The sequence below is a fragment of the Micromonospora sp. NPDC023633 genome, assembly GCF_040640035.1.
Classification (GTDB): Bacteria; Actinomycetota; Actinomycetes; order Mycobacteriales; family Micromonosporaceae; genus Micromonospora.
Genome location: NZ_JBFABB010000105.1, coordinates 1 through 25,351, shown reverse-complemented (window position 1 = coordinate 25,351; position 25,351 = coordinate 1). Strand labels below are relative to the sequence as shown.

Annotated in this window: 21 protein-coding genes; 15 read left to right on the top strand and 6 right to left on the bottom strand. The window is 73.6% G+C overall.

Annotated features, from left to right (window positions below; all coding sequences use genetic code 11):
* Window positions 1–422: 422 nt before the first annotated feature.
* From AB0G13_RS26570 to AB0G13_RS26540, 7 genes are all read left to right on the top strand, one after another.
* A complete protein-coding gene (locus tag AB0G13_RS26570; protein WP_357879577.1) occupies window positions 423–1,601 on the top strand; it encodes a fused response regulator/phosphatase in 1,179 nt (392 codons plus the stop codon).
* Window positions 1,598–3,346 (top strand): ATP-binding protein, encoded by a 1,749-nt coding sequence (locus AB0G13_RS26565; RefSeq protein ID WP_357879574.1) that lies wholly within the window; start codon window positions 1,598–1,600, stop codon window positions 3,344–3,346. Before AB0G13_RS26570 ends, AB0G13_RS26565 begins: the two co-directional genes overlap by 4 nt.
* The gene (locus tag AB0G13_RS26560) at window positions 3,343–3,795 is read left to right on the top strand and encodes a response regulator (protein ID WP_151456480.1); all 453 of its coding nucleotides are present in this window, start codon (window positions 3,343–3,345) and stop codon (window positions 3,793–3,795) included. Before AB0G13_RS26565 ends, AB0G13_RS26560 begins: the two co-directional genes overlap by 4 nt.
* Window positions 3,788–4,600: an inositol monophosphatase family protein gene (locus AB0G13_RS26555; RefSeq protein ID WP_357879570.1), complete on the top strand. Its 813-nt coding sequence runs from the start codon at window positions 3,788–3,790 to the stop codon at window positions 4,598–4,600. Before AB0G13_RS26560 ends, AB0G13_RS26555 begins: the two co-directional genes overlap by 8 nt.
* 194 nt (window positions 4,601–4,794) lie before the next feature.
* The gene (locus AB0G13_RS26550) at window positions 4,795–5,841 is read left to right on the top strand and encodes a hypothetical protein (protein WP_357879580.1); all 1,047 of its coding nucleotides are present in this window, start codon (window positions 4,795–4,797) and stop codon (window positions 5,839–5,841) included.
* Between the two features lie 36 nt (window positions 5,842–5,877).
* A complete protein-coding gene (locus tag AB0G13_RS26545) occupies window positions 5,878–7,431 on the top strand; it encodes a fused MFS/spermidine synthase (protein ID WP_357879567.1) in 1,554 nt (517 codons plus the stop codon).
* Window positions 7,432–7,501: 70 nt separating this feature from the next.
* Complete coding sequence (locus AB0G13_RS26540; protein WP_357879564.1) at window positions 7,502–9,166, top strand: serine/threonine-protein kinase; 1,665 nt, start codon at window positions 7,502–7,504, stop codon at window positions 9,164–9,166.
* A gap of 11 nt (window positions 9,167–9,177) precedes the next feature.
* Here the strand turns inward: AB0G13_RS26540 and AB0G13_RS26535 are convergent, their stop codons facing one another.
* On the bottom strand, window positions 9,178–9,849 hold the full coding sequence (locus AB0G13_RS26535; RefSeq protein ID WP_357879561.1) for a TrkA family potassium uptake protein: 672 nt from the start codon (window positions 9,847–9,849) through the stop codon (window positions 9,178–9,180).
* A complete protein-coding gene (locus tag AB0G13_RS26530; RefSeq protein WP_357879558.1) occupies window positions 9,839–11,173 on the bottom strand; it encodes a potassium transporter TrkG in 1,335 nt (444 codons plus the stop codon). Before AB0G13_RS26530 ends, AB0G13_RS26535 begins: the two co-directional genes overlap by 11 nt.
* Before the next feature lie 141 nt (window positions 11,174–11,314).
* Here AB0G13_RS26530 and AB0G13_RS26525 point away from each other — a divergent pair, with 141 nt between their 5' ends.
* Window positions 11,315–12,439, top strand: a complete 1,125-nt coding sequence (locus tag AB0G13_RS26525; RefSeq protein WP_357879555.1) for a glycerophosphodiester phosphodiesterase — start codon at window positions 11,315–11,317, stop codon at window positions 12,437–12,439.
* Window positions 12,440–12,660: 221 nt separating this feature from the next.
* On the opposite strand, the gene AB0G13_RS26520 is transcribed toward AB0G13_RS26525, so the two are convergent.
* Window positions 12,661–13,359, bottom strand: coding sequence for a hypothetical protein (locus AB0G13_RS26520; RefSeq protein ID WP_357879552.1), 699 nt, complete (start codon window positions 13,357–13,359; stop codon window positions 12,661–12,663).
* 323 nt (window positions 13,360–13,682) lie between these two features.
* Here AB0G13_RS26520 and AB0G13_RS26515 point away from each other — a divergent pair, with 323 nt between their 5' ends.
* The 5 genes from AB0G13_RS26515 to AB0G13_RS26495 are packed head-to-tail and all read left to right on the top strand — an operon-like array spanning window position 13,683 to window position 18,484.
* Window positions 13,683–14,882, top strand: coding sequence for a substrate-binding domain-containing protein (locus AB0G13_RS26515; RefSeq protein WP_357879549.1), 1,200 nt, complete (start codon window positions 13,683–13,685; stop codon window positions 14,880–14,882).
* Between the two features lie 6 nt (window positions 14,883–14,888).
* Complete coding sequence (locus AB0G13_RS26510) at window positions 14,889–15,632, top strand: ABC transporter ATP-binding protein (protein ID WP_357879546.1); 744 nt, start codon at window positions 14,889–14,891, stop codon at window positions 15,630–15,632.
* Window positions 15,633–15,687: 55 nt separating this feature from the next.
* The gene (locus AB0G13_RS26505) at window positions 15,688–16,470 is read left to right on the top strand and encodes an ABC transporter ATP-binding protein (protein WP_357879543.1); all 783 of its coding nucleotides are present in this window, start codon (window positions 15,688–15,690) and stop codon (window positions 16,468–16,470) included.
* The gene (locus AB0G13_RS26500) at window positions 16,470–17,360 is read left to right on the top strand and encodes a branched-chain amino acid ABC transporter permease (RefSeq protein ID WP_357879540.1); all 891 of its coding nucleotides are present in this window, start codon (window positions 16,470–16,472) and stop codon (window positions 17,358–17,360) included. Before AB0G13_RS26505 ends, AB0G13_RS26500 begins: the two co-directional genes overlap by 1 nt.
* Complete coding sequence (locus AB0G13_RS26495; RefSeq protein WP_357879537.1) at window positions 17,357–18,484, top strand: branched-chain amino acid ABC transporter permease; 1,128 nt, start codon at window positions 17,357–17,359, stop codon at window positions 18,482–18,484. Before AB0G13_RS26500 ends, AB0G13_RS26495 begins: the two co-directional genes overlap by 4 nt.
* Before the next feature lie 158 nt (window positions 18,485–18,642).
* On the opposite strand, the gene AB0G13_RS26490 is transcribed toward AB0G13_RS26495, so the two are convergent.
* Entirely contained in the window at window positions 18,643–19,488 is an 846-nt protein-coding gene (locus AB0G13_RS26490; protein ID WP_357879534.1) for a hypothetical protein, read from the bottom strand.
* Window positions 19,489–19,647: 159 nt separating this feature from the next.
* Here AB0G13_RS26490 and AB0G13_RS26485 point away from each other — a divergent pair, with 159 nt between their 5' ends.
* Window positions 19,648–21,840: a DEAD/DEAH box helicase gene (locus AB0G13_RS26485; RefSeq protein ID WP_357879531.1), complete on the top strand. Its 2,193-nt coding sequence runs from the start codon at window positions 19,648–19,650 to the stop codon at window positions 21,838–21,840.
* 203 nt (window positions 21,841–22,043) lie between these two features.
* Window positions 22,044–23,081, top strand: coding sequence for a hypothetical protein (locus AB0G13_RS26480; protein WP_357879527.1), 1,038 nt, complete (start codon window positions 22,044–22,046; stop codon window positions 23,079–23,081).
* A gap of 135 nt (window positions 23,082–23,216) precedes the next feature.
* Here the strand turns inward: AB0G13_RS26480 and AB0G13_RS26475 are convergent, their stop codons facing one another.
* Both AB0G13_RS26475 and AB0G13_RS26470 read right to left on the bottom strand, forming a co-directional pair.
* Window positions 23,217–23,633 (bottom strand): helix-turn-helix domain-containing protein, encoded by a 417-nt coding sequence (locus AB0G13_RS26475; RefSeq protein ID WP_091627481.1) that lies wholly within the window; start codon window positions 23,631–23,633, stop codon window positions 23,217–23,219.
* Window positions 23,634–23,767: 134 nt separating this feature from the next.
* Window positions 23,768–24,940, bottom strand: a complete 1,173-nt coding sequence (locus AB0G13_RS26470) for an SAM-dependent methyltransferase (RefSeq protein WP_357879523.1) — start codon at window positions 24,938–24,940, stop codon at window positions 23,768–23,770.
* Window positions 24,941–25,351 lie beyond the last annotated feature (411 nt).

Genomic DNA, 25,351 nt, shown 5'->3' with positions numbered 1-25,351 from the left:
GCAGGGTGCCGGCGCCGACGGCGACGAGCGCGGCGAGCGCCGCCGCGGCGGCGGTCAACCGGCGACGCGGCCGGGCCAGCGCCCGGTCGGCGGGGCGGGTGGGGGGTGCGCCCACGGGGTCTCCTCGGAACGGGTCGGGGGTGGGCATCATCCTGCACCCCGGCGGCCGTCAGCGGGACTCCCGACGACGGCGGGAGAGCGGACACGTCCGCTTTGCCCCTCGCCGCGTAGTGATCCGACCCATGTCCCGCGCATGCGGAGCCCGTCGTGTTGTGTGCGAACGTTGTCTAATACAGGATCAGCAGGGCACTCGGAAGGAGCCCGACATCACCAGCGATCTCCCGCGTCTCGCGGCGGTGACCCGGCCGTACCGGGGGACCGGCCTGGCCGGTTCCTCCGTCGTGCCGTATCCGCACGGCGGCATGGGACGTCATCCCAACCTGCCCCCCGGCGAGCGGCTGCGGGTGCTGCTGGTCGAGGACGACGAGGGCGACGCCTTCCTGGTCGGTGAGCTGCTCGCCGAGACCAACTCGATGATCGACCTGCTGGTGGCGACCAGCCTCAGCGAGGCGCGGCAGCGCGTGATGGGCGTCGACTGCGTCCTGCTCGACCTGGGCCTGCCCGACGCGCAGGGCCTCGACGGGCTGCGTCAGGTGCTGGAGATGGCCAGCGGCGCCGCCGTCTGCGTGCTGACCGGCCGCTCCGACGAGCACCTCGGCATCGTCGCGGTCGCCGAGGGCGCCCAGGACTACCTGGTCAAGGGCCAGGTCGACGGGGTGCTGCTGACCCGGGCGCTGCGCTACGCGGTGGAGCGCAAGCGGGCCGACGAGAACGCCCGGCGGCTGCGCGAGGTCGAGCTGCGCCAGGCCGAGTCCGCCCGCCTCGAACGGGGCCTGCTGCCCCAGCCGCTGATGACCACCGACGAGGTCGCGGTGCACACCTTCTACCGGCCCGGCCGGCACGCCGCCCTGATCGGCGGCGACTTCTACGACGTGGTGCAGACCCGACCCGACCGGCTCGACCTGATCGTCGGCGACGTCTGCGGGCACGGCGTGGACGAGGCGGCCCTCGGCGTCGAGCTCCGGGTCGCCTGGCGCGCGTTGATCCTCGCCGGCGTGCCCGACGACGAGGTGCTCCCGGCGCTGGAACAGGTGCTGATGAGCGAGCGCCGGCTCCAGGAGATCTTCGCGACCGTCGCCACCGTGCGGCTGGACCTCGACGCCAACCGGGCCACCGTCCGGCTGGCCGGGCATCCGCCGCCGCTGCTGCTCGCCGGGGGCAAGGTGGTGCCGGTTCCGGCACCCGGCGGCCTGCTGCTCGGCGTACGACCCCGCCGGCCCGTGGCCTACGACCTGGAGTTCGACACCGATGACTGGTCCCTGTTGATGTACACCGACGGCCTGATCGAGGGCCGGATCGGCGAGGGCGACGAGCGCCTCGACGTGCCGGGCCTCAGCGGACTGCTCGCCGATCCGGCGACCCTCGCCGTGCCGCTGGCCGAGCTGCCGGCCTGGCTGGTCGGGCGCGCCGAGCAGATCAACGGCGGTCCGCTCGCCGACGACGTCGCCATGCTGCTGGTCAGCCGGGGCGGTGGCCGGTGACGGGCGTCCGCGACTGGACCCTGCGTCAACGGGTCGTCGCGCTGCTCACCGTCGTCGCCTTCCTGCTGATCGGGCTGGCGGGTGGCGCGGTGGCCGTGGCGGCGAAGAACCGCACGCACATCGACGCGATCCTGAACAAGACCGGCCCGCTGCGGGTGCAGGCGCAGGAGCTGCTGAACGCGCTGCTGGACCAGGAGACGGCGGTGCGTGGGTACGCGGTCAGCGGCAACCCGGCCGACCTGGCGCCGTACGACGCCGGACGGAAGCGCGAGCAGGACCTGGTCGCCTCGATGCAGCGGCTGCTCGGCGACTACCCGGACATCCGGGAGGAGCTCCGGGTGGTCGAGGAGCGGGCCGAGGAATGGCGCCAGGCGGTGGCGGTGCCGGTGGTCACCACGACGCAGCAGAACGGCACCGCCGCGGGACAGGCGCTGATCACCGACCAGGCCCGGAAGCAGTTCGACCAGGCACGCAGGGCGCTGGACAGCCTCCAGTTCGAGATCTTCGAGGCCCGGCAGCGCAGCGCCGAGGACGTCCGGCGGACCAGCAACCTGCTGGTCGTCCTGCTGATCGTCGCCGTCGCGGTGGTGATCATCGCCGGCAGCATGCTGCTGGTCTCCCTGGACAGGATGGTGATCCGCCCGCTGACCGGGCTCGCCGACCAGGTCCGCGAGGTGGCCGAGGGCGACTACCAGCACGGCATCGCCGGCGACGGTCCACCCGAGTTCCTCCGGCTCGCCGAGGACGTGGACGCGATGCGGCGCAAGATCGCCAAGGACCTGGCCGAGGTACGGGAGGCCCGGGAGCGGATCGAGTGGGTCAACGGCCAGCTCCAGAAGCAGGCCGAGGAACTCACCCGCTCCAACCGTGACCTGGAGCAGTTCGCGTACGTCGCCTCGCACGACCTCCAGGAGCCGCTGCGCAAGGTGGCCAGCTTCTGCCAGCTCCTCCAGCGCCGTTACGCCGGGCAGCTGGACGAGCGGGCCGACCAGTACATCGCGTTCGCGGTCGACGGCGCGCAGCGGATGCAGCGCCTGATCAACGATCTGCTCGCCTTCTCCCGGATCGGCCGGCTCACCACCGGCTTCACCGAGGTCGACATGAACAAGGTCATGGGCGACGTGGCGGGTCAGACCGAGGCGGCCCGGCAGTACGCCGACGCGGAGCTGACCTGGGACGAGCTGCCGGTCATCCGTGGCGAGGAGCCGTTGCTGACCAACCTGCTGGCCAACCTGGTCAGCAACTCGGTCAAGTTCCGCCGCCCCGACGTGCCCCCGAAGGTGCACGTCTCGGCCCGCCTCGTGGGCGACGAGTGGGAGATCAGCTGCCAGGACAACGGCATCGGGATCGAGCCGGAGTTCGCCGACAAGATCTTCGTCATCTTCCAGCGGCTGCACGCCAAGGACGCGTACCCGGGCACCGGGATCGGGCTGGCGATCGTCAAGAAGATCGTGGAATACCACGGCGGCCGGGTCTGGGTGGACACCGACACCGAGGAGGGCACGGCGATCCGCTTCACCCTCCCGGCGCTCCCCGAGGACGTCGAGGCGGCGGCCGCGTCGGCGGAGGAGCCGGCGGCCGGGGAGGCCGTGACCGGGGACGGCGACGAGGCCGCCGCGGAGGACGGGACGGGCGGCACCCCGGAGCAGGCCGGCCGACGTGCCGACGAGACGGAGACCACGGACGGGCCCGACCGGGCGCCGGAAGGCGGTAGAACGGGTGACATGAGGGAGACGGTGGGATGACCGCGCCGGCGGACGGCAAGAGCCCGATCGAGGTCCTGCTGGTCGAGGACGATCCGGGTGACGTGTTGATGACCCAGGAGGCGTTCGAGGAGCACAAGCTCCGCAACCGGCTGACCGTCGTCTCCGACGGCGCCGAGGCGCTCGCCTACCTGCGGCGGGAGGGCCAGTACGCCGACGTGGTGCAGCCGGACCTGATCCTGCTCGACCTGAATCTGCCCCGCCGCGACGGGCGGGAGGTGCTGGAGGAGATCAAGTCCGACGAGCAGCTCTGCCGGATCCCGGTCGTGGTGCTGACGACCTCCCAGGCCGACGAGGACATCCTGCGCAGCTACCAGCTGCACGCCAACGCGTACGTGACCAAGCCGGTGGACTTCGAGCGCTTCATCTCGGTGGTCCGGCAGATCGACGAGTTCTTCGTCAGCGTGGTCAAGCTGCCGCCGCGTGGCTGACACGCTGCTCGACGACGTCGGTGGTCTGCTGCGCGAGACCGCCGACCAGGTCGTGCTTCCGCTGTTCCGCAAGCTCGACGACGCCGACGTCAGCGAGAAGGCGCCGGGTGACCTCGTCACCGTCGCCGACCGCCGCGCCGAGGAGGTGATCTCGACGGCGCTGCGCCGGCTGCGCCCCGGCTCGGCCGTGGTGGGCGAGGAGGCGGTCGCCGACGACCCGGCCCTGCTGGACCACCTGCGCGGCTCCGGAGACGTCTGGCTCGTCGACCCGGTCGACGGCACCTCGAACTTCGCCGCCGGCCGGCAGCCCTTCGCGCTGATGGTGGCGCTGCTGACCGACGGGGAGCCGGCCGCCGCCTGGGTGCTCGACCCGCTCGCCGGGACGCTGGCCGTCGCACGGGCCGGCGAGGGGACCTGGCTCGACGGCCGGCCGGTGCGGACCGACGAGGGCGCGCCGGAGCCCGACGCGCTGCGCGGCGCCGCGATGTCCCGCTTCCTGCCGGCGGCGTCGAGGGCGCGGGTCGAGGCGGGCGGCGAACGGCTGGGCGAGCTGCTCCCCGGGCAGCACTGCGCCGGCCGGGAATACCTGGACGTGCTCACCGGCGACCAGCAGTTCGTGCTCTTCTGGAGCACCCTGCCGTGGGACCACGCCCCGGGCACCCTGCTGGTCCGGGCGGCGGGCGGGGTCGCCCGGCGCTTCGACGGCACCGACTACCGCCCGGCGGACGAGGGCCACGGCCTCCTGGTCGCCGCGAGCGAGCGGATCTGGGTGGAGGTACGCGAGGCACTGCTCGGCGGTCCGTGACGTCGCCGCGACACTGCGTGGATGTCCGGCTGCCGGGGCGTTCGCGGGCCTGGTCCGCCGTGCTGCGTCCGGTATCCTGACCGCCGGTCTTCGCCAGCAGGCCGCCGACCGGCGCCCGGCGGGGGCCGCCGCCGCGCCGTGTGTGGTCATCCGGGGCCGGCGGCCGACGGAAGGATGCTCTCGTGCGCAGGACCATGCCCGTCGGGCGTCAGGGCCGCCGCCCGCTGATCGCCCTGCCGGCCGGGCGACGTGCCCGCCGCCCGCTGATCGCCCTGCTCGTCGCTGTGGCGCTGCTCTTCGGCGGCGGCGGTGCCGTGCCGGCGTACGCGGAGCCCAACGAGGGGGGCACCAAGAAGCTGCGGGACGCCCTGGAGGCCACCGCCAAGGCGCACATCGAGGCCAAGGGGAAGCTGGACAACTCCAAGGCCCGGCAGAAGCAGCTGACCGGGCAGCTGGGCGCACTGGAGGCCCGGCTGGTCGAGCTGACCGCGCAGGTCGGTGAGGTGGCCGCCCAGTCCTACCGGCTGGGCCGGCTGACGCCCACGTCGATGCTGCTCAACAGCGCCTCGCCGGAGATGTTCCTGGAGCGGGCGGCCAGCCTCGACCTGATGGCCCAGCGCGACGGCAGGCGGCTGCGCAGCCTGACCGAGGCGCGCGAGCAGGCGCGGCAGGCCAAGATCGGCATCGACACCGAGGTCCGGGAGCAGAAGAAGCAGCTCGCGGTGATGGCGAAGAAGAAGAAGGAGGCCGAGGCGGCGCTCGCGGCGGTCAGCTCGGGCAGCAGCGGCGGATTCAGCGGCGCCAACTCCTCCTCGGCGAAGCCGGCCCCCCGCAACTCGGACGGCTCCTGGCCGTCGGAGTCGTGCTCGGTGAACGACCCGACCACCTCCGGCTGCATCACCCCGCGCACGCTCAACGCCCTCAAGCAGACCCAGGCCGCCGGCTACAAGCGGCACGTCTCCTGCTTCCGCAGCGGCGGCTCCGGCGAGCACCCCAAGGGCCGGGCCTGCGACTTCTCGGCCGCCACGGGCGGGTTCGAGGACAAGACCGCCACCGGCGGGGACAAGGCGTACGGGGACAGCCTCGCCGCCTGGCACGTGCGCAACGCCAGCCGGCTCGGCGTGCTCTACGTGATCTGGTACCGGCAGATCTGGCACCCCGGCACCGGCTGGCGGGCGTACGGCGGCAGCGGCAGCCCCGCCGCCGACCACACGAACCATGTTCATCTCTCGATGTACTGACCCGCCGGCCCAGTTTTCCTGCGTACCATCGCGCGGGTGAGCTCCCCATCCTCCGACGTCACGGTCCCGCCGGCCCGGCCGGCGGCGACGTCCGCCCTGGCCCTGCCCAACGGTCTCGCCGCGTTCCTGGTCTTCTTCTCCAGCGGCGCCGTCCTGGTGCTGGAGACCGTCGCCCTGCGGCTGGTCGGGCCGTACGTCGGGGTGACCCTCCAGGTGACCAGTTCGGTCATCGGGATCGCCCTGGCCGCGATCGCCTACGGGGCGTGGACGGGCGGCTGGCTGGCCGACCGGCGCAACCCGCGGGCCCTGCTGGCCCCGGCGCTGGTGCTGGCCGGCATCGCCACCGCGGTCACCCTGCCCGTCGTCCGGTACGCCGGTGAGGTGCTCCGGGGCGGGGCGGCCTCGGCCATCCTGCTGCTCGTCGCGCTCGCCGTCTTCGTGCCGGCGGCACTGCTCGCCGCGGTCACCCCGCTGGTGGTCAAGCTCCAGCTCGCCGACCTGCGGCGCACCGGCCAGGTGGTCGGCCGGCTCTCCGGCATCGGCACGCTGGGCGGGATCACGGCCACCCTGGGCACCGGGTTCGTGCTGGTGGCCGCGCTGCCCAGCACGGTCATCCTGTTCGCCCTGGCGGCCGCGCTCGGGCTCACCGGGCTCGGCCTCGGGGTGTGGCTGCGCCGCCGGGACGCCGCGGAGCTGCCCGGCCCCGCCCGCACCAAGGCCGCCTTGGCGGTGCTCGGCCTCGTCGGCGCCGGACTGACCACGGTCGCCCCGAACCCCTGCGACATCGAGACCGCCTACCACTGCGCCAGCGTGGAGGCCGACCCCGGTCGCAACTCCGGCCGCACCCTGCTGCTCAACTCGGCCCAGCACTCGTACGTGGACCTCGCCGACCCCACCCACCTGGAGTACGCGTACACCCGGTGGATCGGGGCGGTGGCCGACGTGGTCGCCCCGAAGGGGCAGCGGCTCGACGCGCTGCACCTGGGCGGCGGCGGGTTCACCGTGCCCCGCTACCTGACCGCCACCCGTCCGGGCACGGACAACGTCGTGTTCGAGATCGACGGCGGGCTGGTGGAGCTGGGCGAGAGTCAGCTCGGCGTACGCCAGGGGCCGGACCTGCGGGCGGTGGTGGGTGACGCCCGGATGCTGGTCGCCGGGGAGGCCACCGACAGCCGCGACCTCGTGGTCGGCGACGCGTTCGGGCACCTGGTGGTGCCCTGGCACCTCGCCACCCGCGAGATGGCCGCCGAGGTCCGCCGGGTGACCCGCCCGGGCGGCGTCTACGTGCAGAACGTCATCGACTACCCGCCGCTGCGCTTCATCCGCAGCGAGCTGGCCACCGTCGCCGCCGAGTTCCGGCACGTCGCGCTGATCGCCCCGGCGGCGGCGCTCGCCGGGCGGGAGGGCTCGAACTTCCTCATCGTCGCCTCCGACGCGCCGCTGCCACTGGCGGCGACCCGCGCCCGGCTGGCCGAGCTGCGGGAGGACGTCAACCTGCTGGCGGGCGCCGACCTCACCGCGTTCGTCGGCGAGGCGCTGGTGCTGACCGACGACTACGCGCCCGTGGACCAGCTCCTCGCCACCGCCTGAACGGGTGAAACGCTGACCGATTCCGACCGTCGAGGTGTAGCCAGGGCGCTCCCGGGCAACTACGACTCTCATGGGTGGAGCGAACCGGGACGGCGCACAACTGCTGGGTGAGCGGTACCGGCTGATCGAGCAGCTCGGGGCGGGCGGGATGTCCGTCGTCTGGCGCGGCTACGACGAGGTGCTCGGCCGGCAGGTGGCGGTCAAGGTGCTCGCGTCGCGGCTGGCCGCCGACCGCGCGTTCCGGCACCGCATCCGGATCGAGGCGCAGGCCGCCGCCCGGCTGTGCCACCCCAACATCACCAACGTCTACGACTACGGCGAGTCCGAGCAGGTCGGCCTGACCGTGCCGTACGTCGTCATGGAGCTGGTCGACGGCGAGTCGCTGACCGGCCGGCTGCGCCGGGGCAGCCTGCCCTGGCGGGAGGCGGTGACGATCGGCGCCGAGGTCACCTCGGCGCTGGCCACCGCGCACGCCCGCGGCGTGGTGCACCGCGACGTCACCCCGGGCAACGTCATGCTGACCGCCACCGGCGTGAAGGTGGTCGACTTCGGCATCTCGGCCCTGGTGGGGGAGAAGGAGAAGGGGCCGGACGGCACCCTGCTCGGCACGCCCGCGTACCTCGCCCCGGAGCGGCTCGACAACGGTCAGGTCTCCCCGGCCACCGACGTGTACGCGGTCGGCCTGCTGCTCTACCGGATGCTCACCGGCCGGCTCCCCTGGCAGGCGAGCACCACCACCCAGATGCTGCGCGCGCACATGTACAACGACCCGGATCCGATGCCGCCGGTGCCGGGGCTGCCCGACGAGGTGCGCGACCTGGTGGGCCGCTGCCTGGCCAAGCGCCCCGGGGACCGCCCCGCCACCACCGAGGTCGCGCGGACGCTCGCCGAGGCCGCCGGCATGATCGCCGCGGTGCCGGTCTCGCCGGCGGCGGGGCCCGTGGACGAGGCCGCACTGGCCGCCGCCGGCACCACGATCCTGCCCTGGTCCGCCGCGACCGACGCGCTGCCGTTCTCGCGTACGCGCAACCGGCGCGCGGCGACCCGGCGCCGGCGGATCGAGGCGGGGGTGGCCGCCGCGGGGCTGGTGGCGGTGACCGCGGGGCTGTGGGGCTTCACCTCCCGCAGCCCGGCCAGCGGCGGCATCGACCAGCCGACGGAGGCGCGGATGGGTGCGGAGGCGCCGCCGTCCTGCCGGGTCGCGTACACGCTGCACAAGGACTCCGGCAAGGACTTCGCCGCCGAGCTGACCCTGACCAACACCGGCAGGCGGGAGCTGCGCGACTGGCGGCTGAGCTTCACCTTCCCGGGCCAGCAGACGGTGACGAAGGCGGCGCCCGTCCCGGTGCGCCAGCAGGGGCAGACGGTGCTCGTGGAGCCCGCCCCGGAACGCGCCGCGCTGGCCTCCGGCGCGTCGGAGAAGCTGACCCTGACCGGCCGCCACACCGGCGTCAACCCGCTGCCGCTGGAGTTCCGCCTCGGCGACGAGACCTGCGCGGCGCAGGTCGCCGGGGTGGCCGGCGCGGCGCCCGCCGTCGCACCCACCAAGGCGCCCACCAAGGCTCCGGCCGCCAGGACACCGGCGAAGAAGGCCGGCACATCCGCCGGGAGTTCGGGCGGCAGCTCCGGCGGGTCGAAGGCGAGGTCCGACAACTCCGGCAAGGGCAAGGGGTCGGGTGGTGGAAAAAAAGTAAGCCAGGAAACGGAAAGGGACGGGGACGGTGACGACGACTGAGCCCGCCGGGGTCAGCTGAGCTCGGCGAACCGTTGCACCTGCTCGATGTCCCCCTCGACGATCAGCATGCTGCCCCGGGCGATCACGGTGGCGTCCGTGGCGTACCGGAAGCGCTCCCCGGGCAGCTTCACGCCCACCACCCGCACCGCGTGGCGCTCGGTGGGCGTCAGCTCCGCGAGCGGACGGCCGACCATCGACTCCGGGGTGCACACCTTGGCGATGGCGAAGTCGTCGCCGAACTCGATGAAGTCGAGCATCCTGCTGACGATGAGGTGGGCCACCCGCTCGCCGGTCTCCGCCTCGGGAAAGATCACGTGGTGCGCGCCGACCGAGTCCAGGATCTTGGCGTGCTTCGTCGAGGTGGCCCGGGCCCAGATCTGCGGTACGCCCAGCTCGGCCAGCGCCAGCACCGTCAGCACGCTCGCCTCCAACGAGGCGCCGATGGCGACCACCGCCCGGCCGAAGTCCGCCACGCCGAGCTGACGCAGCGACCCCTCCTCGGTGGCGTCGGCCTGCACGACGCGGTCGAGCTGCGCCGACCAGCGCTGCACCTGGTCCGGGTTGCGGTCGATGGCCAGCACCTCGTGATTCAGCGCGGTCAGCGCGCCGGACAGGTGGCACCCGAACCGGCCCAGTCCGATCACCACGACGCTGCCCTCGTCCGTCTTCTTCCTAGCCGACAATGGGTTGCTCCTCCGCGTAGCGGTACAGCCGCCGGCGGGTGTTCAGGGCGAGCGCCGACCCGAGGGTCAGCGGCCCGATCCGGCCGACGAACATGAGGATGATCAGGGCAAGCTGCCCGTTCTCCGGCAGCGACGCGGCGACCCCGACGCTGAGACCGGTGGTGGTGAGCGCCGAGGTCACCTCGAACAGTGCCACGTAGAAGGGCAGCCCCTCGGTGATGAAGATCAGCAGCACCGTGCCGCAGGCCACCAGCGCGACGCTGAGCAGGGCGACGGTGATCGCCTGCCGCTGGCTGGCGGTGGCCACCCGGCGGTGCCCGACCGTCACGTCCGGCTCTCCCCGCAGTTCCGCCCACATGACGAAGGCGAGCAGGAAGAAGGTGGTCACCTTGATCCCGCCGGCCGTGCTGGCGCTGCCGCCGCCGATGAACATCAGCGCGATGACCAGGGGATAGCTCTCCTCCTCCAGGCCGTCCACGTCGACGACGTTGAAGCCGCCGGTGCGGATGAACGCGTTCTGGGCGAACGCCACCAGGAGCTTGTCCGGCCAGGGGTAGATGCCCAGGGTGCGCGGGTTGGCCCACTCGATGACCAGCAGGCCGGAAAAGCCCACCACCAGCAGCGTCAGGCTGCCCCAGACGGTCAGCTTGGTGGCGATCGCCCACCGGGTCGGCTGCCGCCACTCCCGGACCGCCTCGAACAGCGCCGGGAAGCCGAGCCCGCCGACGATGGTGCCGATCGAGAGCGGCAGGGTGACCCAGGCGTCGGTGGAGAAGGCGATCAGGCTGTCGGTGTAGAGGGCGAATCCGCCGTTGTTGAAGGCCTGCACGGCGTGGAAGACGCCGCCCCAGAGGGCCCGGCCGAACGGGTAGTCGTAGGTGATCCACAGCCGGGCGGTCAGGACCGCGGTGATGGCCGCCTCGCAGACCAGCGCGAGGCCGGCGATGCGCAGCAGCAGCCGGCGTACGTCGCCGATGCCGAACTCGGCCGTCTCGGCCTGCACCAGCAGCCGGCTGCGCAGCCCCAGCCGCCGGGCCACCACGAGGATCACCAGGGTCGCACCGGTCACGATGCCGAGGCCGCCGACCTGGGTGAGCACTGTGATCATCACGAGCCCGAACTCGTTCCAGTAGTTCGGGGTGTCCACCACCGACATCCCGGTCACCGAGACCGCCGAGGTGGCGGTGAACAGGGCGGTCATGAACGGGGTGTGCCGGTGCTCGCTGGTGGCCCAGGGCAGCATCAGCAGCACGGTGCCGACCAGGATCGTCACCAGGAAGCCGAGCGGCACGAGCCGCACGGGGTGACGAAGAAGCCGGCGCACCAGACAATCTTCCTTTTCCGCCGCGATTCCGGTGCGGAAACCCGCATCCCGAGGGTTCATCCGCCGGCCAGGCGCCGACCAACTCGCCGTCAGTCCGGGCCTGTCTGCTGAGGCGGATTCCTCGACGACAAGGAGACGGCGTTGCGACGTACCCTTTCCGCCCTCGGTGTGGCCGGCGTCCTGCTCGCGGCGGCCGTGGCCGTGCCGACGGTGACCGCCTCGGCCGCCCCGGCGCCCGCCGCCGAGTGGGCCCGGGCGACGGACCGGCCCCTCGTGATCGCCCACCGGGGCGCCAGCGGCTACCGGCCCGAGCACACCCTGGAGGCCTACCGGCTGGCGATCCGGCAGGGCGCGGACTACATCGAGCCGGACCTGGTCGCCACCCGCGACGGCGCGCTGGTCGCGCGGCACGAGAACGAGATCAGCGGTACGACCGACGTGGCCGCCCGCCCCGAGTTCGCCGCGCGCAGGGCCACGAAGAGCATCGACGGCGTCGCGGTCACCGGCTGGTTCACCGAGGACTTCACCCTCGCCGAGCTGCGGACGCTGCGGGCCAAGGAGCGGCTGCCCCAGGTGCGCGTCGCCAACACCGCCTTCGACGGCCGGTTCCAGGTGCCCACCCTGCAGGAGGTCGTCGACCTGGCCCGGGCCGAGGGGCGGGCACGGGGCCGGACCATCGGCGTCTACCCGGAGACCAAGCACCCGACCTACTTCGCGTCCATCGGGCTGCCGCTGGAGGAGCCGCTGGTCGAGGTGCTGCGGCGCAACGGGCTGACCCACCGGCACTCACCGGTGATCATCCAGTCGTTCGAGACGGCGAACCTCCGCAAGCTGGACCGGATGATCGACGTCAAGCTCGCGCAGCTCCTCGACGCCACCGGCCGCCCGTACGACTTCACCGTCGCCGGCGACGCCCGCACCTACCAGGACCTGGCGAAGCCGGCCGGCTTGAAGTGGATCGCCTCGTACGCCGACGGGGTCGGGGCGCACAAGAACCTGATCGTCCCGCGGGACGCCGCCGGCAAGCTGCTCGCCCCGACCACCCTGGTCCGGGACGCGCACCGCCAGCGGCTGATCGTGCACGCCTGGACGTTCCGGGCGGAGAACCAGTTCCTGCCGGCCGACCTGCGGATCGGCACCGACCCGAACGCCCGCGGCGACATCCAGGCCGAGTACGAGCTGTTCCTCGGCCTCGGCCTGGACGGCGTCTTCACCGACCACCCGGACACCGCCGTCGCCGCCCGGGAGGGTCTCGCCCGGCGCTGACCTTCCCGCCGCCCGCGCTGGCCCGTCGCCCTTGCCGGTGGCGGGCCGGTGCCGCACACCCTGATCGCCGCCCGCCCACCTCGCGCCTGTCGAGCTGATGTCGTGGGCGATTCGGCGGGGACGGGCGGATCCGCGGACGAGGTCGGGGGCGGCTCCCTGAGGAACCGCCCCCGTCACCCGAGTCGCTCGCACGACGCCGTCGCCAACGTGTGGCCGACGGGTCACCCGGTGGTGTTCCGCCTGCGGTGCGTGACGAGGAAGAAGGCCCCGAGGGCGACCGCGACCAGGCCGAGCGCGGTGATCGGGAGCAGGCTGCCGGTGCCCGAGACACCGGTGATGGGCAGCTCGCTCCTGGTCGGCGAAGCCGTGGGGCTGGCTGTGGGGCTGGCCGTGGGGCTGCCGGTCGGGCTGGCCGTCGGGCTGGCCGTGGGGCTGCCGGTCGGGCTGGCCGTCGGGCTGGGGCTCGCCGCGCAGGCGTGCGAGAGCACGAACTGCAACCCCGGCTCCGGCTCGCCGGTGACCACCGCGGTGGCGCTGACGAGCGTCCACCCCTCGGGCACGATCACCCAGGCCTTGCTGGTGCCCTGCCGCACGATTTCGCTGTCGTCGCCGGGGATCGTGATCGTGGCGGTGCCGTCGTCCGGGATGTCGAACGTGGCGGTCACGGAGACGAAGTCACGCTCGGCGTCGGGGAGGTTGAAGACAAAGACGTCGCGGTCCTCGTACGGCCCTCCGCCCAGCTCCGGGTCGCACATCTGCGGGGCCTCGGCCGCCGTGGTCGGCACGTTGCCCGGGTTGATGCTGATCGTCGTCGTACCCGGCTGCGGTTGCGGTTGCGCCTGTGCGGTCCCGGCGGCGCCGAGGAGCATCGCGCCGGCCGCCGCCCCCACGGCGACCAGCCGAACGAGTCGAACTCTCACTTTCGTCCCCCATGCGAGTTTCATGCGGTTGATGGGCTTTCCGATCGAGGCTAAGCCACCGATTCTCGCCTAATTGTTCCTTTCGCGATATTCGGAAGGCTCATCCGTCGCGGTGTCCGGGCCCGACACATGAGGGGATTCGTCGATGGCGGGGGCCGCCACCGGCATCCCGCGCTCCCCGCGTCGCGTGCCGACCGCTGGTACGGGTGACCACCCCACCCCTGTTACTTGTGTGTTTCGGCCACATAGCCCGTGGGTGACGTCACTTCTAGCGTGAGCCGTCATATGAGTTCCCTACCTCCGAGTCCTCACGTGGAGTCGCAATGACGGTCCGGACGACGCGGCGGGTGTTCCTCTCCGCCGCCACGATGATGGCCGCGGCGCTCGCCGCCACGGCCTGTGGCAGCCCGCAGGACACCGCCTCCGGTGGCGGCGACAGCGCCGCCCCGGTGAAGGTTGGCCTGGTCTACTCCCAGTCGGGAGCCCTCGCCAGCTACGGCAAGCAGTACGTCGAGGGCTTCAGGGCCGGCCTCGACTTCGCCACCAAGGGCACCAACAAGGTGGGCGACCGGGCCGTCGAGGTCACCGAGGTCGACGACGCGGGCGACCCGGCCAAGGCGGTCTCCGCCGCCAAGGACCTGATCGGCAAGGGCAACAAGATCATCGCAGGCTCGACCGCCTCCGGTGTGGCCCTCCAGGTCGCCCCGATCGCCGCGCAGAACAAGGTCCTCTTCATCTCCGGGCCCGCCGCCACCGACGCGGTGACCGGCGCGAACAAGTACACGTTCCGGTCCGGGCGGCAGTCGTACCAGGACGTGGTCACCGCCAAGTCGTTCATCGGCGACCCGGCCGGCAAGAAGGTCGTGGTGTTCGCCCAGGACGGCGCCTTCGGCGACGCCAACGAGGCGGCCGTGAAGGCCGTCATCGGCGGCGCGGGCGCGGCCGTCAGCAGCGTCCGGGCGCCGGCCAGCGCCACCGAGTTCACCCCGTTCGCCAGCCAGATCAAGTCCGCCAAGCCGGACCTGCTCTTCGTCGCCTGGGCCGGCACCACCGCCCCCGCCATGTGGCAGACGCTCGACCAGCAGGGCGTGCTCTCCTCCACCACCGTCGTCACCGGCCTGGACATCCGCGCCTCGTGGCCGACCTTCGGCGCCGCCGGCAGCAAGATCTCCTTCCTGTCGCACTACTTCGACGGGGCCTCCGACAACGAGGCCGTGCAGGCGCTGAAGGCCAAGGTCGGCACCGTCGACCTGTTCCACCCGGACGGCTTCGCCGCCGCGCAGATGGTGGTCCGCGCCATCTCCGAGGGCGGCGACGACGTCGAAAAGATGATCAAGGCGCTGGAGGGCTGGAGCTTCGACGGGGTCAAGGGCAAGATGACCATCCGCGCCGAGGACCACGCGCTGCTCCAGCCGATGTTCCAGGCCAAGCTGACCGGCAGCGGCACCGCGTTCACGGCCACCGCCCAGAAGGCGCTGACCGGGGACGAGTCCGCGCCGCCGGCCGTGGCGATGAAGGGCTGACACCGGATGCTCGCCACCCGCGGTCTGACCTGGCGGATCGGTGAGGTCGCCATCGTCGACGGCGTCTACCTCGACCTGGCGCCCGGGGAGTTCCTCGGCGTCATCGGGCCCAACGGCGCCGGCAAGACCTCACTGTTCAACCTGATCACCGGCGTACGCCGGGCCACGGAAGGTCGGATCACCCTCGACGGGGCGGACATCGGCTCCCTCCCGCCGCACAAGCGGGCCCGTCTCGGCCTCGGCCGTACCTTCCAGGCATCCTCGGTCTTCGGTTCGCTCAGCGTGCGGGAGAACGTCCGGCTCGCCGTGCAGGCGCACCGCGGGGGCTCGATGAAGCTGTGGCGGCGGGCGGCGGCCGACCGGGAGGTCGCCGTCGCCGCCGACGCGGCGCTCGACCGGGTCGGCCTCGCCCACCGGGGTACGGCGCTCGCCGGCACCCTCGCCCACGGCGAGAAGCGGAAGCTGGAGATCGCCCTGCTGCTCGCCGGGGAGCCCCGGGTCATGCTGCTCGACGAGCCGATGGCCGGGGTCAGCGCGGAGGACGTGCCCGAGCTGGTCTCGGTGATCCGCTCGCTCACCGGCGACAGCGGCCGGTCGGTGCTGATGGTCGAGCACCACATGGACGTCATCCTGGAGCTGGCCGACCGGATCGCCGTGATGCACCACGGCGCGCTGCTGGCCTGCGACACCCCGGAGACGGTGATGGCCAACCCCACCGTGCAAGAGGCCTACCTGGGGGAGGCGCTGTGAGCGCGAGGAATGAGCCGGGTTTGCGAGTCCCGCAGTCGCGAACGAAGGGCGGCTCATGATGGAACCCATTCTCAGCGTGGAGAACCTGTCGGTCCGGATCGCCGGGCTGCACATCCTCCAGGGGGTGTCCTTCACGGTCGCCCCGACCGGCGTCACCGTCCTGCTCGGGCGCAACGGCGTGGGCAAGACGACCACGCTGCGCGCGATCGTCGGCCTCACCCCGCCCGCCGGCGAGGTGCGGGGCGCCGTCCGGATGGGCGCGCAGAGCCTGCTGGCCCGGCCCACCCACCGGCTGGTCCGCGGCGGGCTGGGCTACGTGCCGGAGGACCGGTGCGTCTTCGCCGGGCTCACCGTCGCGGAGAACCTCCGGCTCGCCGAGCGGCGGGGCAGCACCCCGGCGTACGACAAGGTCTATGCGCTCTTCCCGGAGCTGGACCGGCGCGGACGGCAACGGGCCGGCTCGCTCTCTGGCGGGCAGCAGCAGATGCTCGCGATCGGCCGGGTGCTGCTCAACGACAACCGGCTGCTGCTGGTCGACGAGCCGACCAAGGGGCTCGCGCCGAAGGTGGTGACCGAGGTGGCCGAGGTGCTGGAGCGGGTCGCCGAATCCGTGCCGGTGCTGCTGGTCGAGCAGAACCTGGCCGTGGTCCGGCGGCTCGCCCGGGACGCGGTGGTGCTGGCCGCCGGCCAGGTCGCCTGGACCGGCAACGCGCAGGAACTGCTGCTGGAGACCGCCCTGACCAGGTCGCTGCTGGGCGTGGGCTCGGCGGAGGGGCACGCGCCGAGCGCGCGGAGTGAGCTTGCGAGCCCCGCAGGCGCGAGGAAGGACCAGCACTGATGGACACCGTCATCCTGTTGACGCTGACCGGGCTCGGCCTGGCGGCGCTCTACTTCCTGGTCGCCAGCGGGTTGTCCCTGGTCTTCGGCCTCGCCGACGTGCTCAACTTCGCGCACGGCGTCTTCCTCGGCGTCGGCGCGTACGGGACGTGGTGGGCGGCGGGCAACCTGCCCGGCGCCGGGTCGGACGGCTTCGGCTTCGTGGTCTCGGTCGCCTTCGGGGTGGCCGCCGGCACGCTGGTGGCGGTGCTGGTCGAGCTGGTGCTGATCCGGCCGCTCTACTCCCGCACCATCGAGCAGGTGCTGGTCACCGTCGGGCTCTCGCTGGCCGGCGTGGCGCTGCTCCAGGCGGCCTGGGGCGCGGACGCCCGGCCGTTCCCGCGCCCCGAGTGGACCCGGCAGGTCACCGGAATCCTCGGCGCCAACGTGCCCAACGGCGGCCTGCTGCTGATCATCGCCGCGGTGCTGGTGCTCGGCGCGATCCTGGCCTTCCTCCGCTGGACCCGCTACGGCCTGGTGATCCGGGCCGGCGTGGAGAACCGGGAGATGGTCACCGCGCTCGGCATCGACGTGCGCAAGGCGTTCACCCTGGTCTTCGCGATCGGTGGGGCGGCGGCGGCGCTGGCCGGCGCGCTCGGCGGCGTCTACTTCGGCACCGTCTCGCCCGGCCAGGGCGGCTCGCTGCTCATCTTCGCGTTCATCGTCGTGGTCATCGGCGGGATGGGCTCGGTCGTCGGTTCCGCGTACGCGGCGGTCGCCGTCGGCCTGACCCAACAGTTCGTCAACTACTACGGCACCTCCGGGCTGGGCGACATCTGCGTGGTCGCGCTGCTGGCCGTGGTGCTGCTGCTGCGCCCGCAGGGCATCGCCGGAAAGGTGGCAACGGCATGACCGAGGTCAAGAGCCCCGAGGTTCCGGCGCCGCCCGCGGCGGTGCCCGACGAGCTGACGCCGGGGCGCCGGCGGTGGCACGGGCTGCGCCCGTACCTGCCGCTGGTCGCGCTGGTGGTCGCGCTGATCCTGCCCTACTCCACGCTGCACCTGCCGGGCGTCTTCGAGGGGGCGCTGAACTCCCCGGGCACCCTGCAACTGCTCGCCGTCTGCCTGGTCTTCGGCGGCCTGGCCGCCGGGTACGACCTGCTCTTCGGGCGGACCGGCATGCTCTCCTTCGGGCACGCCCTGTACTTCGCCGCCGGCGTCTACGGCACCGACATCCTCGTCACCAAGGCGGGACTGCCACTGTGGCAGGCCGCGCTGCTCGCCATCACCGGCGGGACGATCCTCGCCGCGCTGCTCGGCGCGGTGGCGCTGCGTACCGTCGGCATCGCGTTCGCCATGGTGACGCTCGCCTTCGCCCAGGTCGGGGCGATCCTGGTGGCCCGCGACTTCGGCGGGCTGACCGGCGGCGAGGAGGGGCTGCCGCTGGACGTGTCCGGGCTGCCCGAGGGGCTGGTGGGGGTCACCAACACCGTCAACCTCTACTGGCTGGCGCTGGCGTACCTGGTCGTGGTGGTCTTCGTGGTGCACCGGGTCTCCGGCTCGCCGACCGGGCGGGTGCTCGCCGGCCTGCGCGACGACGAGCGCCGGATCGGGGTGCTGGGGCTCGACCCGTACCGGTTCAAGCTGGTGGCGTTCACCCTGGCCGGCGGCCTGGCGGCGGCGGGGGGCGTGGTCTACGTCCTGATCGTCGGCGGCGCCTCGCCGCACATCACCTCCTCCGAGTGGACCCTGGCGCTGCTGGTCATGGTGGTGCTCGGCGGGCCGGGCACCCGGTGGGGCCCGGTGATCGGCGGGATCCTCTACATGTACCTGGACCACCGGCTGGTCGCGTTCGGCACGTCCGACGCGGTGGAGGCCCTACCGGCGTTCCTGAGCAACCCGCTGTCCCAGCCGCTCTTCGTGCTCGGCACGGTCTTCATCCTGGCCGTCTACTTCTTCCCCGGCGGCCTGGCCAGCCTCGCCCCGCGGCTGGCACTCCTGCGGCACTCCCTGCGCGCCCCGTCCCGCCGCCCCTGACGGCGCGGGCCCCGGCCCCGTCGATGCGGAGTTGCCGCCCGCCCGGCGACAGCTCCGCATCGGCGGCGCTTCCGTGCGGGAGGGAGCGACGGCCCGTACGCGGCGGGGCCGCGGCCCCCTCGTGCGACCGCGACCCCGTCTCCCCGTGTCCTCGTACGTCAGCCGTTCAGCAGCTCGTACGCCGACGCCGGTGCCTCCTGCGCCTGACTGCCCGTCGGCACGGTGACCTTCGGGGCCTTGCCGAAGTCGAAGTACTTCACGACGTACTTCGTGGCCTTGTTCTTGCCGGCCGCCGGGATCTCCAGGGTGAGCGAGGTGAGGTTCCCGTCCGCCCCGACGACGGCCGTGAACGGGATCGTCTTCGCCGCGGCGCCGAGCGCGTCGACGTCCACGGCGTCCGCCATGGCCTGGCGCACGTGCTCGCCGTGGGTCAGGTCCACGGTGCCGGCGTAGGTGCCGCCGCCCTGGTCCGTCACGGTGTCTGCCGCCGCCCGGAGGATCGCGCCGGTGTTGCCCGGGTCGGCGCCCTCGTAGTACGGCACGCTGGCCGGGTCGGTCAGCTTCGCGTGGTCGAGCTCCATCCACTTCTTCGGCAGCTTCAGCATGCTGCTGAGCTGCTCGGCGCCGTCGAAGCTCACCTTCATCCAGGAGCGCTGCTCGATCAGGCGGAAGGACAGCTTCATCGTGAAGTCGAGTTCCTCGTCCTTCTCGGTCATGGTGAGGTCCATGCCCTTGCCCGCCGGGTCCACCACGCCGGTGACGGCGCCGCTCGGGTCGCTGCCCTCGAACCGGAAGGCCGGGTCCTCCTCGGTCGGCACCGCGGCCAGGAGCGTGCTCTTCGGGTTGGCCGACGGGGAGGCCGACGGGGTCGGGGAGGAGGCCGTCGGGGTCTCCTGGGAGTCGTCGTCGCCACATCCGGCCACCAGGGAGGTGACGGCCAGCAGGACGGCTGCGGCCGTCGCGACCCGCCGGACCCTTCCGGCGGCGCCGGTTCGCTGCGTCATTCGCGTGACTCTCTTTCACAGATCGACTGTTGCCGCCGCAGATCTTGGCACGACGGCGCCGGCGGATCATGCTCGTTGGTCCGGTTCTCCGACCGACGGCCGTTCCCCGGGCCGCTCTCGCCCGGCGGGAACGTCCGTCGTTGCTGGTAGAAATGCCGGATGAGCCAGGATCGGACGGCGGTACGGGAGCGGGCCGAGGCGGTGCTGCGGCGGTTGGCCGGCGAGCACGCCCGGCTCCGGGAGGACCAGTGGCGGGCGATCGAGGCGCTGGTGGTCGACCGCCGTCGGGTGCTCTGCGTGCAGCGCACCGGGTGGGGCAAGTCGGCGGTCTACTTCGTGGCCACCGCCCTGCTGCGCGAGCGCGACCAGGGCGGTGCCTCAGCGCTGTCGGCCGACCAGGGCGGCGCCGCCGCGCCGCCGTCCGAGCGGGCGCAGCCCGGCGGCGCCGGGCCCACCGTGATCGTCTCGCCGCTGCTGGCGCTGATGCGCAACCAGGTCGAGTCGGCGGCCCGGGCCGGCATCCGGGCCCGCACCATCAACTCCGCCAACCTCGACGAGTGGGACGAGATCACCGCCGAGATCCATGCCGGCGCGGTGGACGTGCTGCTGATCAGCCCGGAGCGGCTCAACAATCCGGACTTCCGGGACACCGTGCTGCCGAAGCTGGCGGCCACCACCGGCCTGCTGGTGGTCGACGAGGCGCACTGCGTCTCCGACTGGGGGCACGACTTCCGGCCGGACTACCGCCGGCTGCGCACCTTCCTGACCAACCTGCCCGAGCGCACCCCGGTGCTGGCCACCACGGCCACCGCCAACGCCCGGGTCACCGCCGACGTGGCGGAGCAGTTGGGCGACGCCCTCGTGCTGCGCGGCAGCCTGGACCGGGAGTCGCTGCGCCTCGGCGTGGTCGAGCTGCCGAGCCCGGCGCACCGGCTGGGCTGGCTCGCCGACCACCTGGACCGGCTCCCCGGCTCCGGCATCGTCTACACGCTGACCGTCGCCGCGGCGGGGGAGACCGCGGAGTTCCTGCGGTCCCGGGGCTACGCCGTCGCCTCCTACACCGGCCAGGCCGAGGACGCCGACCGGCGGGCCGCCGAGCAGGACCTCCTGGACAACAAGATCAAGGCGCTGGTCGCCACCAGCGCGCTGGGCATGGGCTTCGACAAGCCCGACCTCGGCTTCGTCGTGCACCTGGGCGCGCCGCCGTCGCCGATCGCGTACTACCAGCAGGTCGGCCGAGCCGGCCGCGCCGTCGCGCACGCCGAGGTGCTGCTGCTGCCCGGCGCCGAGGACGCCGCGATCTGGCGCTACTTCGCCTCGCTCGCCTTCCCGCCGGAGGAGCAGGTCCGCGCCGTCCTGGCCGCCCTGCACACCGACCGCCCGCTCTCCACCCAGGCGCTCGAACCGATCGTCGACCTGCGCCGGGCCCGGCTGGAGCTGATGCTCAAGGTGCTCGACGTCGACGGCGCGGTCCGCCGGGTGCGCGGCGGCTGGCTCGCCACCGGGGAGCCCTGGGTCTACGACGAGGCCCGGTTGCGCCGCGTCGCCGAGGCGCGCACCGCCGAGCAGCAGGCCATGCGGGAGTACGCGACCACCGTGGACTGCCGCCTGCGCTACCTGCGCGAGTGCCTGGACGACGCCGGGGCAGCCGACTGCGGCCGGTGCGACCGCTGCGCCGGCCCGCTCTTCACGGCCGACGTGTCGGACGTTGCGCTGACCGCCGCGCAGACCTTCCTCGGCCGGCCCGGGGTGGAGATCGCGCCGAAGAAGCTCTGGCCGACCGGACTGGAGGCGGTGGGCGTACCGCTGAAGGGGCGGATCGCCCCGGCGGAGCAGGCGCTGCCCGGGCGCGCGGTGGGGCGGCTGTCCGACCTGGGGTGGGGCGGCCGGCTGCGCGACCTGGTCGGGCCGGAGGCGGCGGACGTCGTCGTCCCCGACGACGTGGCCGCCGCCGTGGTCGAGGTGCTGAAGGCGTGGGCGCACGGCGACGAGCGGTGGCCGCGCCGCCCGGTCGGTGTGGTCGCGGTCGGCTCGCGTCGCCGGCCCCGGCTGGTCGGCTCGCTGGCCGAGCGGATCGCCGCCGTGGGGCGGCTGCCGCTGCTCGGCCAGGTGACGCCGACCGGCGCGCCCGCCGGGGGCCCGCGGGGCAACAGCGCCCAGCGGGTACGCGCCCTGCACGGCGCCTTCGCCGTGCCGGACGAGCTGGCCGACGCCCTCGCCGGGCTCGACGGACCGGTGCTCCTCGTCGACGACCTGGTCGACTCGGGCTGGACGATGACGATGGCCGCCCGCGAGCTGCGCCGGGCCGGTGCCCCCGACGTGCTTCCCCTCGCGCTGGCCGTGGCCGGCTGAGCCACCAGCCCCGGCCGCCCGGCCGTCGCCGGTCGACCCCTGGCCGTCGCCGGCAGCCCTCGGCCGGGCGCTTCAGCTGCGCCGACGTCGTCACCGGCCCGGTCGGGAAAGTTCCCGGCGGGAGCGGACTGCGACCGTCGCCACGCCGCGCCACCGGCGGGCGGGCGGGGCGCCGAGGGGCGGTAGCGTGGGCGGCATGACCGATGAGCAGCCCGGCCGCGAGCGGGACGGCGGCGGTGCCTGACCAGGTGTCGGCCGCGCCCGACCACGCATCGGTCGCGCCGGACGAGGCGACGGTCGCGCCGGAGCAGGCGTCGGCCGTGCCGGACCACGTGTCGGCCGTGCCGGACCGGAGCACCGTCCGGCTGGCGCTGGTCGTCGGCGGGCTGGTGCTCGCCGTCCTGCTCGGCTTCGGCCTCGGTCGGCTCGACGGCGGCGGCCCGTCCGCGGCGGCGGGAACCGACAGCGCCCTCACCGGCCACAGCCACGCACCGGGCACGGGTGCCCACGAGCACGGCGCCGACCAGGCCGCGGCGGCGCAGGCCGGCGGCCTCTCGGTCAGCGCCGCGGGCTACACGCTCGTCCCGGTGGCCGCCGCGTTCACCGCCGGCCGCCCCGGCGAGCTGCGCTTCCAGGTGCGGGACGCGCAACGCCGTCCGGTGACCCGGTTCGCGGTCGTGCACGACAAGCCGATGCACCTGATCGTGGTGCGTCGCGACCTGACCGGCTACCAGCACCTGCACCCGACGATGGCGGCCGACGGGACCTGGTCGGTGCCGCTGACCCTGCCGCAGCCGGGAGTCTGGCGGGCGTACGCCGACTTCACCGCGCTCGCCGACGACGGCCGGCAGACCGCCGTGACCCTCGGGGTCGACCTGACCGCGCCGGGCGGCTACCAGCCGAGGGCGCTGCCGGCGGCGGCCTCCTCGGCCACGGCCGACGGGTTCACCGTCAGCTACCAGGGCACCCCGCAGGCCGGCGTGACCGTGCCGCTGACCTTCCGGGTCGAGTCTCCTGGCGGGCGCCCGGCGCTGGAGCGCTACCTCGGCGCGTACGGGCACCTGGTCGCCCTGCGCGAGGGGGATCTCGGCTACCTGCACGTCCACCCCGAGCCGCAACCGGTCGACGGGGCGGTGACGTTCTGGGTGACCGCGCCCGACCCGGGCCGGTACCGGCTCTACTTGGACTTCCAGGTCGCCGGCGTGGTGCGGACCGCCGAGTTCACGCTCACCGTGCCCTGACCTCGCCGGGTGGGCGCCGGGTAGCGTCCATGGCGTCCTGATCACCAGGACGCGCACCGGGGGAGGAAGCCTGGTGGGCGGCACGGTCCCCGGGGCGGGCTTCCGCCAAGCTGCGAGGGCGGGGTCGGTGGGCGCTCAGCCGGCGCGGCGGATCGGGCGGCGGGCCAGGTAGCGCAGCAGGTCGCGGATGTGGTGCTTCTCCTCGGCCGGCACGGTCGGGTCGGCCAGCCGCTGCAGGATCACCCGGACGTCCGCCTCGACCGGGCCGTCGTCGACGCGTCGACGGGGCGCGGGACCGGCGTCGGGCAGGCCGAGCGCGCGGAACGCGGCCGCGACCGGCAGGTCCAGCGCGGCGCAGAAGCCGCGCACCTTGGCCAGCTCGGGGTAGTCCTGCCAGTCCCCGGCGAGCCAACGGAACACGGTCGACCGACCGACGCCGGTGTGGGACGCCAGGTCGGTGACGGTCCAGCCGCGTTCCTCGCGGGCGTCGTCGATGGCGCGCCGCACGAAACGTGCGAAGGCCATCTGCGGCGAAACCTCTACGGAACCCATCCCTGCGGGTCTTCCCTCCCGACCGGCACCCGGCGGTGCGTCTCCGAGGGTAGTACGGAAAGGTCAGGAAGCAATTGACTGATCGACCAGACCGTCCCGTGGCCGGGACTCCGCGCCGGGCGGCATGGCGTGGATCACACCCGGGCGGCCGGCTCCGGCGTGGGCACGGGCGGCAGCAGCGCCTCCAGCCGTGGGGTCACCGCCCACTGGTCGACGAGTTCCCGGTACTCCGTCCGCTGGGCGGCCGTCGGCGCGGTGCCGGTGCGTCGTGCCCGGACGAGGAGGTTGCGCGGGGTGTGCCGGGAGTCGACGAACTCCACCACCTCGGCCCGGTAGCCGTGCAGCCGGAGCAGCCCGGCCCGCAGCGCGTCGGTGAGGACGTCCGCGAAGCGCTCGCGGAGGATGCCCTGCCGGGTCAGCAGCTCGTACGGCGCCGGGGCCGGCCGCGTACGCAGCTGGGTCGCGACGTCGTGGTGGCAGCACGGCGCGGCGAGCACCCAGCGGGCCTGCCAGCGCACCGCTCGGGCCAGCGCCTCGTCGGTGGCGGTGTCGCAGGCGTGCAGGGCCAGCACCAGGTCGGGGGCGGGCTCGACGACGGCGTCGGCGATCGTGCCGGCCACGAAGCTGACCCGGTCGGCCCAGCCCAGCCGCTCGGCCAGCTCGGTGTTGCGCCGCCGCTGGTCCTCCCGGACGTCCACGCCGACCAGCTCGACGTCGACCCCCTGCCGGGCCAGCCACCGGTAGGCGGCGAAGGTCAGGTACGCGTTGCCGCAGCCCAGGTCGACCACCCGCAGCGGGCCGGTCAGGTCGTCGGGGAGGGTGGCCGCGAGCGCCCGCAGGAACGCGTCGACCTGGCGTCGCTTCGCCGCTGAGCCGCCGATCTCGGCGAAGATCGGGTCGCCGGGGTCGAGCAGGTACTCCTTCGCCCGGTCGTGACCACCCGGCTCGACGGCCGGCCGGGCCGCGGCGGCCCGGTGCACCTGCGCCTCGCCGGACTTGGTGACCCGCAGCTGGAGCGTCGCGTCGGCCGTCTCCACGTGCCAGTTGCCGAACGGCTCGGCCAGCAGCGCGTCCACCGCCGCGTCCGCCTCCGGGCCGGGGGCCACGTTGCGGGTGTACGGGCGGGAGCCGTCGGAGGTGGAGATCTGCAACCGGGGGCCGGCCTTGAGCGCGACCGGCCGTAGTTCGGCGCGGACCACCGAGGGGCGGTGTCCACGTCGGCGTCCGGCGGCCACCGCGCGGGTGAGCGCCGGGTCGAGCAGCAGTGCCCGGACCTCGGTCAGGGCGGCGTCCAGCGGTTCGGGCATTGCTCCATCTTCCTGGTCGACTAGCGGCCTCTCCGGCGCGCGGTACGACGACGGTGTTCGACGGGGGCTCTCCCCGGCGTGGTTCGCGGCGAGCAGGACCGGATCGAGCCCTGCCCGCGCCCGGAGCGCGGGTCACGGCCGGACGGGGAGATCCGCCGAGCGCGGGTCACGGCCGGACGGGGAGATCCGCCGAGCGTGGTCACGGCCCGGACGAGGAGATCCCCCGCACCGGGTGCACCGGTCCGGGGGATCTCGGGTGACGTTCGACGGTCAGTCGGCGGTCGCCTCGGCCGGCGTACCGGCGGCGGAGCCACCACCACGACGGCGCCGGCGGCGGCGGGGCTTCGCGGCCTCGCCCTCGGCGGCGGCCGGGGCGTCGCCGGCCTCGGCGGTGATCACCGTGGTCGGCTC